The sequence below is a fragment of the Luteibacter sp. genome (assembly GCF_051958795.1).
Classification (GTDB): Bacteria; Pseudomonadota; Gammaproteobacteria; order Xanthomonadales; family Rhodanobacteraceae; genus Luteibacter.
The window spans coordinates 1-12,920 of sequence record NZ_JBQCFT010000194.1 but is presented as its reverse complement, the minus strand read 5'-3'; the positions used below and the strand labels follow the sequence as shown (position 1 = coordinate 12,920).

The 12,920-nt window shown below is 67.0% G+C and carries 17 protein-coding genes; 7 read left to right on the top strand and 10 right to left on the bottom strand.

Annotation, left to right across the window (positions count from 1 at the left end):
* The 7 genes from ACTHLF_RS09905 to ACTHLF_RS09875 form a co-directional block, all read right to left on the bottom strand.
* The coding region (locus tag ACTHLF_RS09905; RefSeq protein ID WP_440327031.1) for a chloride channel protein at positions 1 to 1,083 on the bottom strand (1,083 nt) is incomplete at its 3' end.
* Positions 1,080 to 1,505 carry a MarR family winged helix-turn-helix transcriptional regulator gene (locus ACTHLF_RS09900; RefSeq protein ID WP_440327029.1) on the bottom strand — a complete coding sequence of 142 codons (426 nt, stop codon included), beginning with the start codon at positions 1,503 to 1,505 and terminating at the stop codon, positions 1,080 to 1,082. The genes ACTHLF_RS09905 and ACTHLF_RS09900, both read right to left, overlap by 4 nt.
* A gap of 94 nt (positions 1,506 to 1,599) precedes the next feature.
* The gene (locus ACTHLF_RS09895) at positions 1,600 to 2,478 is read right to left on the bottom strand and encodes a bestrophin family protein (protein ID WP_440327027.1); all 879 of its coding nucleotides are present in this window, start codon (positions 2,476 to 2,478) and stop codon (positions 1,600 to 1,602) included.
* 18 nt (positions 2,479 to 2,496) lie between these two features.
* The gene (locus ACTHLF_RS09890; RefSeq protein WP_440327026.1) at positions 2,497 to 2,817 is read right to left on the bottom strand and encodes a 2-hydroxyacyl-CoA dehydratase; all 321 of its coding nucleotides are present in this window, start codon (positions 2,815 to 2,817) and stop codon (positions 2,497 to 2,499) included.
* Between the two features lie 134 nt (positions 2,818 to 2,951).
* Positions 2,952 to 3,473 carry a hypothetical protein gene (locus ACTHLF_RS09885; protein ID WP_440327024.1) on the bottom strand — a complete coding sequence of 174 codons (522 nt, stop codon included), beginning with the start codon at positions 3,471 to 3,473 and terminating at the stop codon, positions 2,952 to 2,954.
* Positions 3,474 to 3,581: 108 nt separating this feature from the next.
* Positions 3,582 to 4,313 carry a 2OG-Fe dioxygenase family protein gene (locus ACTHLF_RS09880; protein ID WP_440327022.1) on the bottom strand — a complete coding sequence of 244 codons (732 nt, stop codon included), beginning with the start codon at positions 4,311 to 4,313 and terminating at the stop codon, positions 3,582 to 3,584.
* Positions 4,314 to 4,375: 62 nt separating this feature from the next.
* Positions 4,376 to 6,106, bottom strand: a complete 1,731-nt coding sequence (locus ACTHLF_RS09875) for a L,D-transpeptidase family protein (RefSeq protein ID WP_440327020.1) — start codon at positions 6,104 to 6,106, stop codon at positions 4,376 to 4,378.
* A 138-nt stretch (positions 6,107 to 6,244) separates the two neighbouring features.
* On the opposite strand from ACTHLF_RS09875, the gene ACTHLF_RS09870 reads away from it, so the two are divergent.
* Both ACTHLF_RS09870 and ACTHLF_RS09865 read left to right on the top strand, forming a co-directional pair.
* Positions 6,245 to 6,967 carry a murein L,D-transpeptidase catalytic domain family protein gene (locus ACTHLF_RS09870; protein WP_440327019.1) on the top strand — a complete coding sequence of 241 codons (723 nt, stop codon included), beginning with the start codon at positions 6,245 to 6,247 and terminating at the stop codon, positions 6,965 to 6,967.
* 53 nt (positions 6,968 to 7,020) lie between these two features.
* Complete coding sequence (locus tag ACTHLF_RS09865; protein WP_440327017.1) at positions 7,021 to 7,362, top strand: hypothetical protein; 342 nt, start codon at positions 7,021 to 7,023, stop codon at positions 7,360 to 7,362.
* Between the two features lie 107 nt (positions 7,363 to 7,469).
* Here ACTHLF_RS09865 and ACTHLF_RS09860 read toward each other — a convergent pair whose 3' ends face one another.
* A complete protein-coding gene (locus ACTHLF_RS09860) occupies positions 7,470 to 8,156 on the bottom strand; it encodes an SOS response-associated peptidase (RefSeq protein WP_440327015.1) in 687 nt (228 codons plus the stop codon).
* A gap of 165 nt (positions 8,157 to 8,321) precedes the next feature.
* Between ACTHLF_RS09860 and ACTHLF_RS09855 the strand changes: the two genes are divergently transcribed.
* Positions 8,322 to 8,549 (top strand): hypothetical protein, encoded by a 228-nt coding sequence (locus ACTHLF_RS09855; RefSeq protein ID WP_440327013.1) that lies wholly within the window; start codon positions 8,322 to 8,324, stop codon positions 8,547 to 8,549.
* Here ACTHLF_RS09855 and ACTHLF_RS09850 read toward each other — a convergent pair.
* Together ACTHLF_RS09850 and ACTHLF_RS09845 are read right to left on the bottom strand one after the other, a co-directional pair.
* Positions 8,546 to 8,929, bottom strand: a complete 384-nt coding sequence (locus ACTHLF_RS09850) for a hypothetical protein (protein WP_440327011.1) — start codon at positions 8,927 to 8,929, stop codon at positions 8,546 to 8,548. The two genes, ACTHLF_RS09855 and ACTHLF_RS09850, sit on opposite strands and share 4 nt — an antisense overlap.
* A 37-nt stretch (positions 8,930 to 8,966) precedes the next feature.
* Positions 8,967 to 9,371, bottom strand: coding sequence for a hypothetical protein (locus ACTHLF_RS09845; protein WP_440327009.1), 405 nt, complete (start codon positions 9,369 to 9,371; stop codon positions 8,967 to 8,969).
* Positions 9,372 to 9,502: 131 nt separating this feature from the next.
* Here ACTHLF_RS09845 and ACTHLF_RS09840 point away from each other — a divergent pair, with 131 nt between their 5' ends.
* The 4 genes from ACTHLF_RS09840 to ACTHLF_RS09825 form a co-directional block, all read left to right on the top strand.
* Positions 9,503 to 9,907, top strand: coding sequence for a hypothetical protein (locus tag ACTHLF_RS09840; RefSeq protein WP_440327008.1), 405 nt, complete (start codon positions 9,503 to 9,505; stop codon positions 9,905 to 9,907).
* Positions 9,908 to 9,992: 85 nt separating this feature from the next.
* Positions 9,993 to 10,229 (top strand): hypothetical protein, encoded by a 237-nt coding sequence (locus tag ACTHLF_RS09835; RefSeq protein ID WP_440327006.1) that lies wholly within the window; start codon positions 9,993 to 9,995, stop codon positions 10,227 to 10,229.
* Between the two features lie 100 nt (positions 10,230 to 10,329).
* Positions 10,330 to 10,566, top strand: a complete 237-nt coding sequence (locus tag ACTHLF_RS09830; RefSeq protein WP_440327004.1) for a hypothetical protein — start codon at positions 10,330 to 10,332, stop codon at positions 10,564 to 10,566.
* A 68-nt stretch (positions 10,567 to 10,634) separates the two neighbouring features.
* The coding region (locus ACTHLF_RS09825) for a DEAD/DEAH box helicase (protein WP_440327002.1) at positions 10,635 to 12,920 on the top strand (2,286 nt) is incomplete at its 3' end.

Below are 12,920 nucleotides of genomic sequence, written 5' to 3'. Positions count from 1 at the left end.
CAGCATCGGATCCGCTCCTGGCAGGATCCGGCTGAGCACCACGCCGAGGCCCGCGCCAAGCATCAGCAAGGGCGCGAGCACGCCGCCGGAGGTGCCGGAGCCCAGCGCCACCACCCACATGATCGCCTTGACCACGAGCAGGCCCACGGCCACCTGCATCAGGACGTTCTGGTGCAGCAGGTCGTCGATGACGTCGTAGCCGACACCGAGCGCGCGCGGCTCGATGAAGCCGCCGATGCCGATGACCACGCCCGCGAGTGCCGGCCACCACATCCAGTGCAGCGGCAGTTTTGCGAACAGGTCTTCCACCTTGTACAGCGCGACCGACAGCGCCGCGGCCAGCATGCCGGAAAGCAGGCCGGCGACCACGCACGAGAACAACGCCACCATCTGCGGCTGGCCGGTCTCGAGCGGGAAGATGGCGCCCGTGCCGAACCACACCGCGCGGCCGAAGCCGGCGACGGCGCACGCCACGGCGACCGGGATGAAGCTGCGCGGGCGCCATTCGAACAGCAGCAGTTCGACGGCCAGCAGCACCGCGGCCAGCGGCGTGCCGAAGACGGCGGTCATGCCGGCGGTGGCACCGGCGACGAGGAGTGTCTTTCGCTCCGCGGCGGTCAGGCTGAGCGTCTGGCCGAGCATGGAGCCCAGCGCACCGCCGGTCATGATGATCGGGCCTTCCGCGCCGAACGGACCGCCGCTGCCGATCGCGATGCCGGATGCCAGCGGCTTGAGCACGGCGACCTTCGGTGACATGCGGCTCTTGCCGAACAGGATCGCCTCGATCGCCTCGGGAATGCCGTGGCCACGGATCTTCTCCGTACCGAACCGCGCGATCAGGCCGATGAGCAGGCCGCCGATGACGGGAATGGCGATGACCCACAGCCCCAGCGTGTTCGTCGCGGGCGAGCGCTCGGCGAAGGAGAAGCTGCCGAAGAAGAACAGGTTGGTGAACAGGTGGATCAGGTTGATCAGCACGAATGCGGCGAGCGTGGAAAGCATGCCGACCGGTACGGCCAGGCCCGCCATCAGCGGCATCCGCGGGTTGGCGAAGAAGTCGCCTCGGGAGGTGTCGTGTTTCATGTGTCGTCGTGGGGAAGGTTGGGAATGAAGAGCGTGCCCTGCAGCGAGCGCAGTTCGGCGCGGTGCATCGCGGCCAGCTTCACCAGCATGGCCTCGCCCTCACGCGTGAGCCGGACCTCGACCACGCGCCGGTCCTCGTTCGAGGGCGTGCGGGTGACGAAGCCCAGGTCTTCGCAGCGGGTCACGAGGGCGACGACACCGTGGTGCTTTGCCTGGAGGCGCGCGGCCAGCTCGCTGACCGACGCCCACTCACGGCCCGGGTAGCCCTTGATATGCAGCAGCAGGAGGTACTGGAGTGGGGTAAGGCCTGCTCCTTGCGCCGCGTTCTCCGAGAACCGCTCGAACCGGCGGACCTGGTAGCGGAATTCCGATAGCTGCTCGAAATCGGCCTTTGCGAGGCGCGGGGTTTTTTGCTGGGTCATGGGCGCGCACGGACGACGGGATCCGGCGAATATATCACACCGTGATATAACGACCCAATGGCGTGGCGGGGAGCGACGCCCCAGCGTTCAGCGTCTAGCGATCACCGAGCAGCGCGAGCATGTCGTTCTGCACCGTCGTGGCGTACGCATCGATGGGCAGGTCGTTCGGCATGATGTCGAACGGATCTTCGATCTGGTCGCCCAGGGCGTCGAGCCCGAAGAAGGTGTAAGCGAGGATCGCGACCACGACGGGCGTGAACCAGCCCATCAGCCCCACCAGGCAGAACGGCAGGAAGAAGCAGTACACGTGCACCGAGCGGTGCAGCAGCAGGATGTAGGAGAACGGGATCGGCGTGCCGCTAATCCGTTCGCAGCCGGCCAGCACATGCGAGAGCTGGCTCAGCTTGAGGTCCATGTTCGCCAGCAGGATCGGGTCGGCCTGGCCGCTGCGGGCGGCATCGGCGAGTGCGGGACCCATCCGGTGGAGGATGTAGGCGGGCCGGTTGGGCGCGGCGAGCGTCTCTTCGGCAAGGCGCGGCGACAGCCAGCGGCCCAGCTCGGCGGACGGGTCGGTACCGCGAAGGTGGTGCCGCAGCGTATGCGCAAACGCGATGAGCATGCCCATGAGCGTGGCACGGACGGTGCCATCCATATGGGGAAGGAAGGCCTGGATCTGCCGGGCCAGGTCGCGGGCGATCGTGATCAGTTCGCCCCACAGCATCCGCGCTTCCCACCAGCGCTGGTAGGCGACCTGGTTACGGAAGCCAAGGAAGATCGCGAGCGTCAGGCCGAGCAGCGTCAGCGGCGTGGCGTTGAGACCGGCGCCGAACCAGCCGTAGTGCAGGTCGAGGACGGCCACCACCATCGAGAGCAGCACCGTGTACAGCACCCGCCGCCAGATGACCGGCATGATGGTGCCGCGGTAGGCAAACAGGAGGGAGCGAAGGCCTGGGGTGCGGGTGCGCGATGTCATGCGAACCATCGTACGCCGTCAGCCAGCCGGGTCGTCGGCCTTCTTGCGGCGGCGTTTTGGCGCAGGCTGGGCGAGAAGCGCCTGCAGGTAGGCCACGCCTTCCTCTTCGGGGAACCAGGCGACGACATCCGCCACGGTCAGCTTGTAGCGCGTGCGCAGCGCCTCAAAGGCGACGCGCGCGTCGGCGAGGGGATCCACACGGATGGTTTTGGGCCGGCCGGGCTTGCGCTTCTCCACCGGCGGAGGCGGCGGAGTCGGCTTGCTATCGGCCTGCTTGCGCTCGAGTGCGGCGAGTTCGTCCTGGAACTGTCTGAAATCGTATTTACCGGACGAATTCATCACTTCAGTCTGCTACGGCGTGGGCTGCCATTGTGGCACGCGGGGATGTCGGAAATTTGAGAATCCCGGACAACCTGGCCACAAGTGCGCCCGGCATGGAGGGATCGCTTTCCGCTCCATGCCGGGGCTAGGCATCAGCCCGGCGCGCGGGCCTCGGCACCCGTCGAGATATCGTCCGCGTTGTTGCGCTTGAAGATTTCGCGGGCGGCGTCACGCTGGTTGCCGCTGTCCGTGTGCACGGAAATCAGGATGCTGCCCTCGCGCACCTTCGCGTCGTAGCGCTTGGCTTCGAACTCGGGGATACCCATGCCGACCAGGGCACCGATGATGCCGCCGGTCGCCGTGCCGACTGCGGCGGCGCTCAGTGCGGCCATGATCGGGCCCGCCGCGATGAACGGGCCGATGCCGGGGATGGCCAGCGCGCCGATGCCGGCAAGCCAGCCCAGCCCTGCGCCGAGGCCGAGGCCGACCACGCCGCCAGCGGTCGCGCCTTCAGGCGCCTTGGTGTGGTGCTCGTGGGCGAAGTCCCGGCTGCCGCGACGGTCGGGCAACAGCGCGGAGATATCGTCGCTGGTGAATCCGGCCTGCTTCAGTTCGAGCACGATGTGCTCAGCCTGTTCGACGGTGCGGGTGATGCAATAGACGGATGAATTCACGGCGGGCGCTCCGGGCGGGGGATGCCCGAAGTACGCCGGACGACCCGTGAAACACCGGTGGAGCACGCGTCCAGATCGGGGCGACTACCCCGTCTGGGGACTGACCGGCTAGCCGGCGCGGAAGGTCGCGACGAGGACGTCGCGGTGCGAGGCCTTCGAAGGATCCAGTGGCAGCACCGGGGTGACGCCATGGAACACCCGGGGATCGTGGATCAGGGCCGCATCCAGCGGCCGTTCCAGCGTGAACTCGCCGAGCGAGCGGCCATCGGGGGCATGGATGGTCGTCGTACCGCTGGCGATGTTCTCCCGGTCGATCAGCAGCACCATCACGTAGTCCACGCCGTCGCGGTGGCTGCCTTCCGGGGTGGGCTCGCCGGCTGCGCCAGCGGTAGCCTCGATGCGGAACTGGTGGGTCTCGATATGCCAGTGGGCGACCTCGGGGGAGAGCCCGCCGAAGAAATCGCGGCAGAAACCGAGGATCGCCATCATGCTGGGGCCGGTCGCGATCTCCGGAAGCACCGGCTCGAACCAGCGCTCCATGTCGCCCTGCAGCCGGTTATAGGCGAGCGTCTGGAAGTGGGCCTGGTGCGGCCGCGGCTCGACCTGACCAAAGCGCTCGGCCGCATACGTGGCATGCCGGCGGCGCCGGAAGCGGCCGGTGGCGGCGAGGTAGGTATCCGGTTCCAGTGCGTTCCAGCTGGCGGCGAAGGCGTCCCAGTCCGCCAGCGAGGCCACGTGCCCGACCAGTTCGCGCATGGTGTCCCCGTGGACGAAGGCGAAGCCTTCATGGTGAACCTGGTCGTGGAGGGAAAGTTCGGTCGCTTCGAGGGGGACGTTCATCGGCGCAGTATACGCCCGGCCCCCATGGCCGGGCTGCGGCGGAATGCATCATGTGCCTGCCGTCAGAGCGCCTTCAGCTGCTGCGGTTTGTCCAGGGCGGCGAGCAGGGGGGCATCGCGTCCATAGATATCGTTTTTGAATGCGAGGCGGCCGTCGTCATCGATATCCACGGTCCAGTACGCCAGCAGGATCGGCACCGTGGTGGGCAAGGTCACGTTCTGGGTCTTGCCGGTGGCGATGCGCGCATCGATCGCATCGCGGTTCCACTTTTCATCATCGTTGAAGAGCAACTGGACCAGGTCGAGCGGGTGCTCGACGCGGATGCAGCCCGAGCTGGTATCGCGCTTGGCCTTCGAAAACAGCTCCTGGTGCGGCGTGTCGTGCAGGTACACCGCGAACGAATTCGGGAAGCGGATCACCACCTGGCCCAGCGAATTCCCCGCACCGGCATCCTGGCGCAGCGTGATGCCGCGCGGGTTGGACCAGTCGACACTGGCGGGGGACAGGGTGTTGCCGGCGCTGTCGAGCACGCGGATGCGGTTGTTGGCGAGGTAACCGCGGTTCGCGCGGATCTTCGGCAGCACATCGTTTTTAAGGATCGTCGGGGGAATCGTCCAGGTCGGGTTGAAGGTGACGTAGGTGATCTGCGAGCGGAAGATCGGCGTGCTCCGGTACGGCTTGCCGACCTGCACGCGCGACCTCCAGACCGGATTGCCATCGCGGTAGTAGCTGATCTTGAAACCCGCGACGTCGACGACCACGAAGGTGCCGGGCAGGGCGTGCAGCAACCAGCGTGCACGCTCCAGGTTGGCGCGAACCTGGCCGATGCGTTGCGCCAGGGGCACGTTGAGCGCCGTCAGCGTATCGGCGCCCACCGCGCCGTCGACGTCGAGGTAATGGTCCTGCTGGAAACGCTTGACCGCATCGGTCACGGCGTTGTCGTAGTGCTCGCCGTTGGCGAGCGTCGGGTCGAGGTAATCGCCGGCCACCAGGCGGGCACGCAACGCCGCGACGCGGGGATCCTTCATGCCGGGCTTCAGTGAGGGACCGTCGGGGACCGTGGGCCAGTCGCCGTGGCTGGCGGCATCACGCAGTCGCGCGAGGCCATCGCGCAGCTTCGCGTAGAGCGGGTGTTGGGGTCGCGCCATGCCGAAGGCCTGGTCCACCGAGCGTTCATCGATCGAGGTCTCCAGCATGGACAAACCCTGCTGCGGATCGATGGCGAGCGGGTCGATGTTCCAGACCGGATCCAGCCGGGACGGGTCCACCTTGCCTCGAGCGAGCTGGACCAGGGCCGTCATGTACGCCCGGGTCGCCATAAGGTCGAAATCGGCATGTTGTGCAGGGCTGGCATCCTTGAACCCGGGGGCCTGCCAGATGTTGCGGAGGGCATCCAGGCCGTAATCCTGCGGCAGCAGCCCATCACCCGCCATGGAAGCGAGGCCGGCGAACAATTGATCGACGTTATCGCTGTCCGACCACGCCGGCGCGTAGTGGCGCTGGGTATAGAAGTCGGAGAGGGCCTGGCCGATCGCGGCTTCCTGCCGGGTGAGCGGGCCGCCCTGGATCGGCGCCATCGCCACGATCCGCGCATAGATGGCCTGGGCCGCCGGGTCATCGGGCGGCTGCGGCAGGGTGACGCTGACGGATGAGCCCGGCGCGGGCGCGACGATCGGCGGAGGATTGGCGGCCGAGGCCGTGGGGGAGGGGCTCTGGGCTTTGGCACACAACGGGATCGTGAGCGCCACGACAAACGTGGCGAAGGTGCTGGTAAACCGCTTTTCCATAGTCATGATCTATTGCTTCCAGTTTTTTCTGCGGTGATTCCTTCACCCTTTCACATATATGAAGGGCAGAGATGTGACGATGTTGTGGTCAGTAAATGATCACCACGTTAGGATCGGGGAATCTGTAGTCCCCCGGCTGGCCTGATGATCCGAACGATCCGTACGCTATTAGCGTCCGCACCGCTGCTCGGTGTAGTCGCTTTCCTCCCGCTAAATGCACATGCCGCCGATTCGCTCGGCGCCGCGCTGGCCAAACTGGCCCCCTCCGCTGACCCCAAGGTGATCGGACTCGCCGTCGAGGCCGCCGAGTGCGCGCAAAGCCAGGGCGGTGCGCCTTCGAACCGGCTGGCGGTCATCGATTATTCGAAGCCGTCCTCACAGCCGCGGCTGTGGGTATTCGATACGGTGAACCGCAAGCTGCTGTTCCAGGAGCTGGTGGCCCACGGCAAGAACAGTGGCGACGCCGACAGCACGAAGTTCTCGAACGCGCCGAACAGCCTGGCGTCGAGCATCGGCCTGTTCCGTACCTCCGACACCTACATGGGCAAGAACGGCTACTCGCTGCGCATGACGGGCCTGGAGCCCGGCGTGAACAGCAATGCGCTGGCCCGCGCCATCGTGATCCATGGCGCCGCCTACGTGAGCGAGACCATGGCCCGCGCCGCCGGCCGCATCGGCCGCAGCTGGGGTTGCCCGGCGGTGAGCACGGCCGTGGCCCATAAGCTCATCGATGCGCTGAAGGGTGGCCAGATGGTCTTCTCGTACTACCCGGACAAGAAGTGGCTGGGTTCGTCGAGCTACCTGAAGTGCAACACCAACCAGCTCGCCCGTGCCGAGGCGGATAGCGTGGCGCGCGCGGGGACCTGATGCCCGGGCGCGCGGTCGGCTAGAATCCCGGGAACCTTACCGTGGAATCCAGCATGAAACACGTTCTTGCGATCGCCGGCTGCCTCCTCCTGGCCGGCTGCGCCACCAGCGGCATGAAAGACACCCTGCCCAAGCTCAGCAGCAAGACGGGCAAGTCCGTGCCGGCCTACGTCCAGTGCGTGGTGCCGAAGTGGCAGGCGCTGACGAAGGACGCGAAGGGCGACGCGAAGGACGACAAGGGCGTGGTCACGGCCAGCGACGACGGCAAGCACGAGCGCCTGGAAGTTACCGCCAACGGCGCTGGCGCGCAGGTCGTGATGTACGAGATCCAGAAGTTCAAGAAGGGCCGCGAGTACGACGGCACCTACCGCCTCGAAGCGATTTCCTGCCTGTAACGGGCTTGTTGTAGGCGCCCACCGTGTGGGCGACGCCGTTCGCGGCAACACCACAGGGTCTCGGACGGTATCGCGAAAGATGTCGCCCACAGGGTGGGCTCCTACCGTCAGGGTAGGGGCTCAACCAACGAAACGTCATCGTTCTTCGGCGACCCCACCGCCTTGGGCACCGGGTAGTACACCAGTTCCGGTTCGTTCGCCGCCTCCAGCAGCGGCAGCGCCACGTCAGGGGGCGCGAACAGCCAGTCCTCCCAGGCGTCGGGCGCCAGGATCACCGGCTGGCGGTCGTGGATATCGCCGCCCACCTTGCCGGGCTCGCCGGTAATGATCGTGTAACTGCGCAACGGCTCGCCGTCCTCGCCACGCCACACCTCCCATAAGCCCGCGAACATCAGCAGGCTGCCGTCCGGCGGGCGGATGAAGTACGGCTGTTTGCTGCCCTTTTCGCCCTGCCACTCGAAATAGCCGGAGGCGGGCACGAGGCAGCGCCTCTTTTTAGCCGCGGCGCGGAACGCAGGCTTCTCCGCGAGGCCCTCGCGCCGGGCGTTGATGGTGCGGGCCCCGATCGAGGTGTCCTTCGCCCAGGAGGGCACTAGGCCCCAGCGGAAGAAGCCGACCTCCGCGTGGGCGGCGTCGCTGGCCGTGACCACGAGCGCGCGCTGGGTGGGCGCGATGTTGAAGCGGTCCTCGCGCTGGTTGATCTCGCTCGACAGGTCGAGCTCCAGGCGCTCGAGGACGTCGCGGGCCTCCCGCGACATGCTGGCTGGCCCATAGGTGGCATAGCGTCCGCACATGGCCCGAGCATACCCGTGTGGTCACCTTCCGGCATGCCATCGCGGCGACGCCGGTCACATCAGGAACCCTTCGCCGCACGGGCGACGGATTTTTTCCGTCGTATTCGCGCCCTCTTTATAACGACCTTGCTGCACTCAACCTCCCGACAGCCGGAGGAGCGTGCCATGGGCCATGACCTGGACGAAGAATCCCGCATCGACGTCGAGTGCCTGCGCGATAGCAGCACCCACGATGTGCCACGTTACACCTGGGATTACCGCGTGTTCGCCCGCGACGGGACGACCATCATCGACACCAGCGACAGCGGCGGCGTCTCGTACGATTCACAGAAGATGGCGCTTTCCGAGGGCTGGCGCATGGCCCGCGAGTCGCTGCACCGCCTGGAGCGCTAGCGCCCCGCGCGGGGCCGGCGCTCCCTGGCGTTGTCGATCGCGCCCAGCAGCTGGTCGCGGTCGAACGGCGTCTCGAGGAAGACGGCACTGAGCGGAAACGGCTCGAGGTCCTGCGGAAGACGGCTGGACACGACCACGATGGCCGTTTTCGGCCGCTCGCGGAGCACGGCCTGGATGAGGGCGGTGCCCCGGCGCTCACCTGGCGTGTCGGCGTGGATGACCAGCAGGGAGAGGTCGGGCATGTTCTGGAACGCCCGCTTGGCGTCCCGATAGGTCACCGTCGCACGGGCGGCGTATCCCGCGTCGTCGAGCACCATCGCGACGGTTTCCGCCACCATGCTGGCACGATCGAATACGAGGGCATCGGGGCGATTGTTCATGGCGCAGTCTATCCCCGCCGGGCGGGGCTCGCGCAAGTCATTCCGCGCCTCTTTCAGGCGGCCAGTCCGAATTGATCTCCTTGACCCTGGACATAAGCTCGCGGACCTCGGCGTCGCGGTCGGCGATCCGCCTTTCCTCGGCGGCTTTCTGTGCCGCGTAGTCGTGGTTGGTGCCCTGGACGGCATCGTTCACCAGCCGGCAGGTCTCCTCGATGTGGCTGGCGCGGGTATGGAAGCCGAGGCGATCCGCGAGGATCTCCATGCGCAGGCCGGGCTGGTTCTGTTCGAGGGCCCGGGCACGCACGGCGAAGAACTGTTGCCACTCGCGCTCCGGGGCGCCGCTAAGAATTGCCTCAACCCTGGGGATGTCCGGGCGGTCGAAGACCCCGATGTCGTCGACGGCTTCGAACGATTCGATCTCGATCCAGTCGCGGCTGGCCATGGCGGGGCTTCCTTGGGGGCATTGGGGGCGGCATTGTTCGGGTCGGCGCGTGGAAAGCGCGTCACGGCACTTCACCCGGGTTGCACATCTGCGAAAGAATGCTTGCCAGGTCCCCCAAGGAGTTCCACGCCATGCGTTACCTCGCCATTGCCGGTCTCGTCCTGATCACCGGCTGCGCTACCCAGAACGAGCGCCACGTCGGCATCCACGACGTACTGTCCAGCACCACGTTCGCCTACCAGAACCCGTCCGATGGCGACGCGACCCTGACCGTCGTCCGTGAGCAGGGCTTGTGGGGCGCCGGCTGCTCCAGCGCCGTGTACGTGGATGACAAGGTCGTCGCCGACATGGAAATCGGCCAGCAGCTCGTGCTCCACGTCCCCTCGGGCGCCCGCAAGCTGACCGTCATGCCGCATGGCGCATGCAGCAGCGACCGGGTCGAGGCCGATGCCACGGTGGGCCAGGGCGAGTCCAAGTCGTTCTCCATCCCGGCGAGCGGCGAGGGCCTCGCGGCTGCGGCGCCGCCCAAAGCCTGAGCATTCAGATGACGCTTGTCATCGGCGACGCGAAGGCGCAAGAATCGGCCTAACGCAACGCGTCGCCCGATGGGAGTACCGTGACATGCACCGGCGCATCGTAGGCCAGTACTGCGTAGAGGTACGCACGCTTCGCCACGCCACCGGCCTGTGGAAGTCGGCCTATATCGTGGAACTGGCGCATGCCGGCCCGCGCGACTTCGTCATGATCACGCTGCTCGAGGAATTCCTGGACGAGCGCGCGGCCGTCGATGCCGCGATGGAAAAGGGCTGCCAGCACGCTGGATGGCTGGCCGCCGCCCGCAATGCCTATTCCGGCTGACGTGACCATCCCAGCCACCTTGCCGTAACGCCTCCGCGACGAAGGCGCCCCTACGGTCGGGGCATGGAGGGCAACGGGCCCTCCCATGCGGAGCTACCCGGTGCGGATCATCTTTTACCTGCCGTATAACGCCGCGCCACGCGGGCAGTGGATCGTGCGCCGCAACGCCGACCTGGTCGGCCAGTTCGCGTCCCAGGACGAGGCCTTGCGCCACGCGCACCAGCTGGTCGCCTCCATCCGGGCGCAGCCGGGCCAGGACGCGGAGATCAAGGTAGAGGACGAAAACGGCAACTGGCGGTTCGAACCGGTGCCGGGCGAGGCCGCCACCGCCGGCTGAGCAGGCTGTCGCAGGATGTGAGACGGGCGCGGGGCATAAACGGGGCCCGCACTCCGCCCGACCTCGCCATGGCCGCCTACCTCCAAGCAAAGCGCACCGACGAGGCCGATGCGGCCCTCGCCACCCTCCACGATGGCCGGACGCTGGCGCACCGGCTCTCGGACAAGTACGCCGACCGGGTGGCCTCGGCCTTCACCGTATTCGGCCGGGAGGGGCGTTTCGTGCCGTTGCCGGACGATCTGCCCGCGCCACTGGCGACTGCCCTGGCCGCGCGCGGCATCGAAAGGCTGTACTCGCACCAGCAGCAAGCCTGGGACGGGGCGCGCGCCGGTCGCAACGTGCTGGTCGCGACGCCGACGGCCTCGGGCAAGACGCTGTGCTACACGCTTCCAGTCGTATCTTCGGTACTGGAAGCCGGGGCCAAGGCGCTGTACCTGTTCCCGACGAAGGCACTGGCCCAGGACCAGGTGGCCGAACTCCTGGAGCTCAACCGCGCCGGCGACCTGGGCGTGAAGGCGTTCACCTTCGATGGCGACACGCCGGGCGATGCGCGCCAGGCCATCCGCCTGCATGGCGACGTCGTGGTCAGCAACCCCGACATGCTGCACCAGGCGATCCTGCCCCATCACACCAAATGGGCGCAGTTCTTCGAGAACCTTCGCTACGTGGTGATCGATGAGATCCACACGTATCGCGGTGTGTTCGGGTCGCATCTCGCCAACGTGCTCCGCCGGCTGAAGCGCATCTGCGCGTTCTACGGCGTGCAGCCGCAATTCATCCTGTGCTCGGCCACGATCGGCAACGCCACGGAGCATGCCGAAGCGTTGATCGAGGACGAGGTGCTGACCGTAGCGGAGAGTGGTGCGCCCAGTGGCGACAAGCACGTGCTGCTGTGGAATCCCCCGGTGGTGAATCCGGACCTGGGCCTGCGTGCCTCGGCGCGCTCGCAGACCAACCTGATCGCGCGGGTGGCGATCAAGGCGAAGATGAAGACGCTGGTCTTCGCGCAGTCGCGGCTCATGGTCGAAGTACTGACGAAGTACCTGAAGGATGTGTTCGACCATGACGGGCGCAAGGCGCCGCGCATCCGGGCGTACCGCGGTGGCTACCTGCCCACCGAGCGGCGCGAGGTGGAGCGCGAGATGCGCGCGGGTAACGTGGATGGCATCGTTTCCACCTCGGCACTGGAACTGGGCGTGGATATCGGCAGCCTGGATGCCGTTGTCCTCAATGGCTATCCCGGTTCCATCGCCGCCACCTGGCAGCGCTTTGGTCGTGCCGGACGCCGGCAGCAGCCTTCGCTGGGCGTGCTCGTCGCGACCAGCGCGCCACTGGACCAGTACCTGATGCGGCACCCGGCCTTCCTCACCGAGGCCAGCCCCGAGCACGCGCGCATCCAGCCCGACCAGCCGCTGATCCTGCTGGACCACATCCGCTGCGCCGCGTTCGAGCTTCCGTTCGTCGGTGCCGATCCGTTCGGTCCAAACGACGCCGAGCCCTACCTGCAGGTGCTCCAGGAAGCCGAGGTGTTGCATTGCGAGGGCGATCGCTGGGAATGGATCGCTGACAGCTATCCCGCGAATGCGGTGAGCCTGCGCTCGGTGGCGGACGGGAATTTTGTCGTCGTGGACCGCACCGAGGGGCGCCAGGCGATCATTGCGGAAGTCGACTATTCCGCTGCGGCGCTTTCGCTTTACGAAGGCGCCATCCACATGATCCAGAGCGTGCCCTACCAGGTAGAGCGCCTGGACTGGGAAGGGCGCAAGGCGTACTGCACGCGCACGCATGTCGACTACTACACCGATGCGATCGACTACACGAAGCTCAAGGAACTGGAGTGCTTCGATGGCGCGAACGCGGGGGAGGGCACGGTACGGCACGGCGAGGTGCACGTCGTGCGCCGCGTGTCGGGCTACAAGAAGATCCGCTATTACACACACGAGAACATCGGCTATGGCCCGGTGAACCTGCCCGACCAGGAACTGCACTCCACCGCGGTCTGGTGGCAGTTGCCGCAGGCCGTGCTCGATGAGGTGTTCCGCTCGCGCCAGCATGCGCTCGATGGCTTCCTCGGCGCCGCGTACGCCCTGCATACCGCGGCGATCGTCGCGGTGATGGCCGAGCCGCGCGACCTGCAGAAGGCGGTGGGCTCGGGTGACGGCGGCTGGTCGGCGCAGGTCGATGCCGGCGGGCGAGGGCAGATCCGTGCGCCGGATGGCTCGCTGGCGCTGCCGGATGCCTTCGAGCGCTTCCTGCCCACGGTGTACCTCTACGACAACGTCCCCGGTGGCGTCGGCCTCAGCGAGCCCTTGTTCCGCCGTGCGCCGGAACTGGTGCGCCACGCATTGGCCACC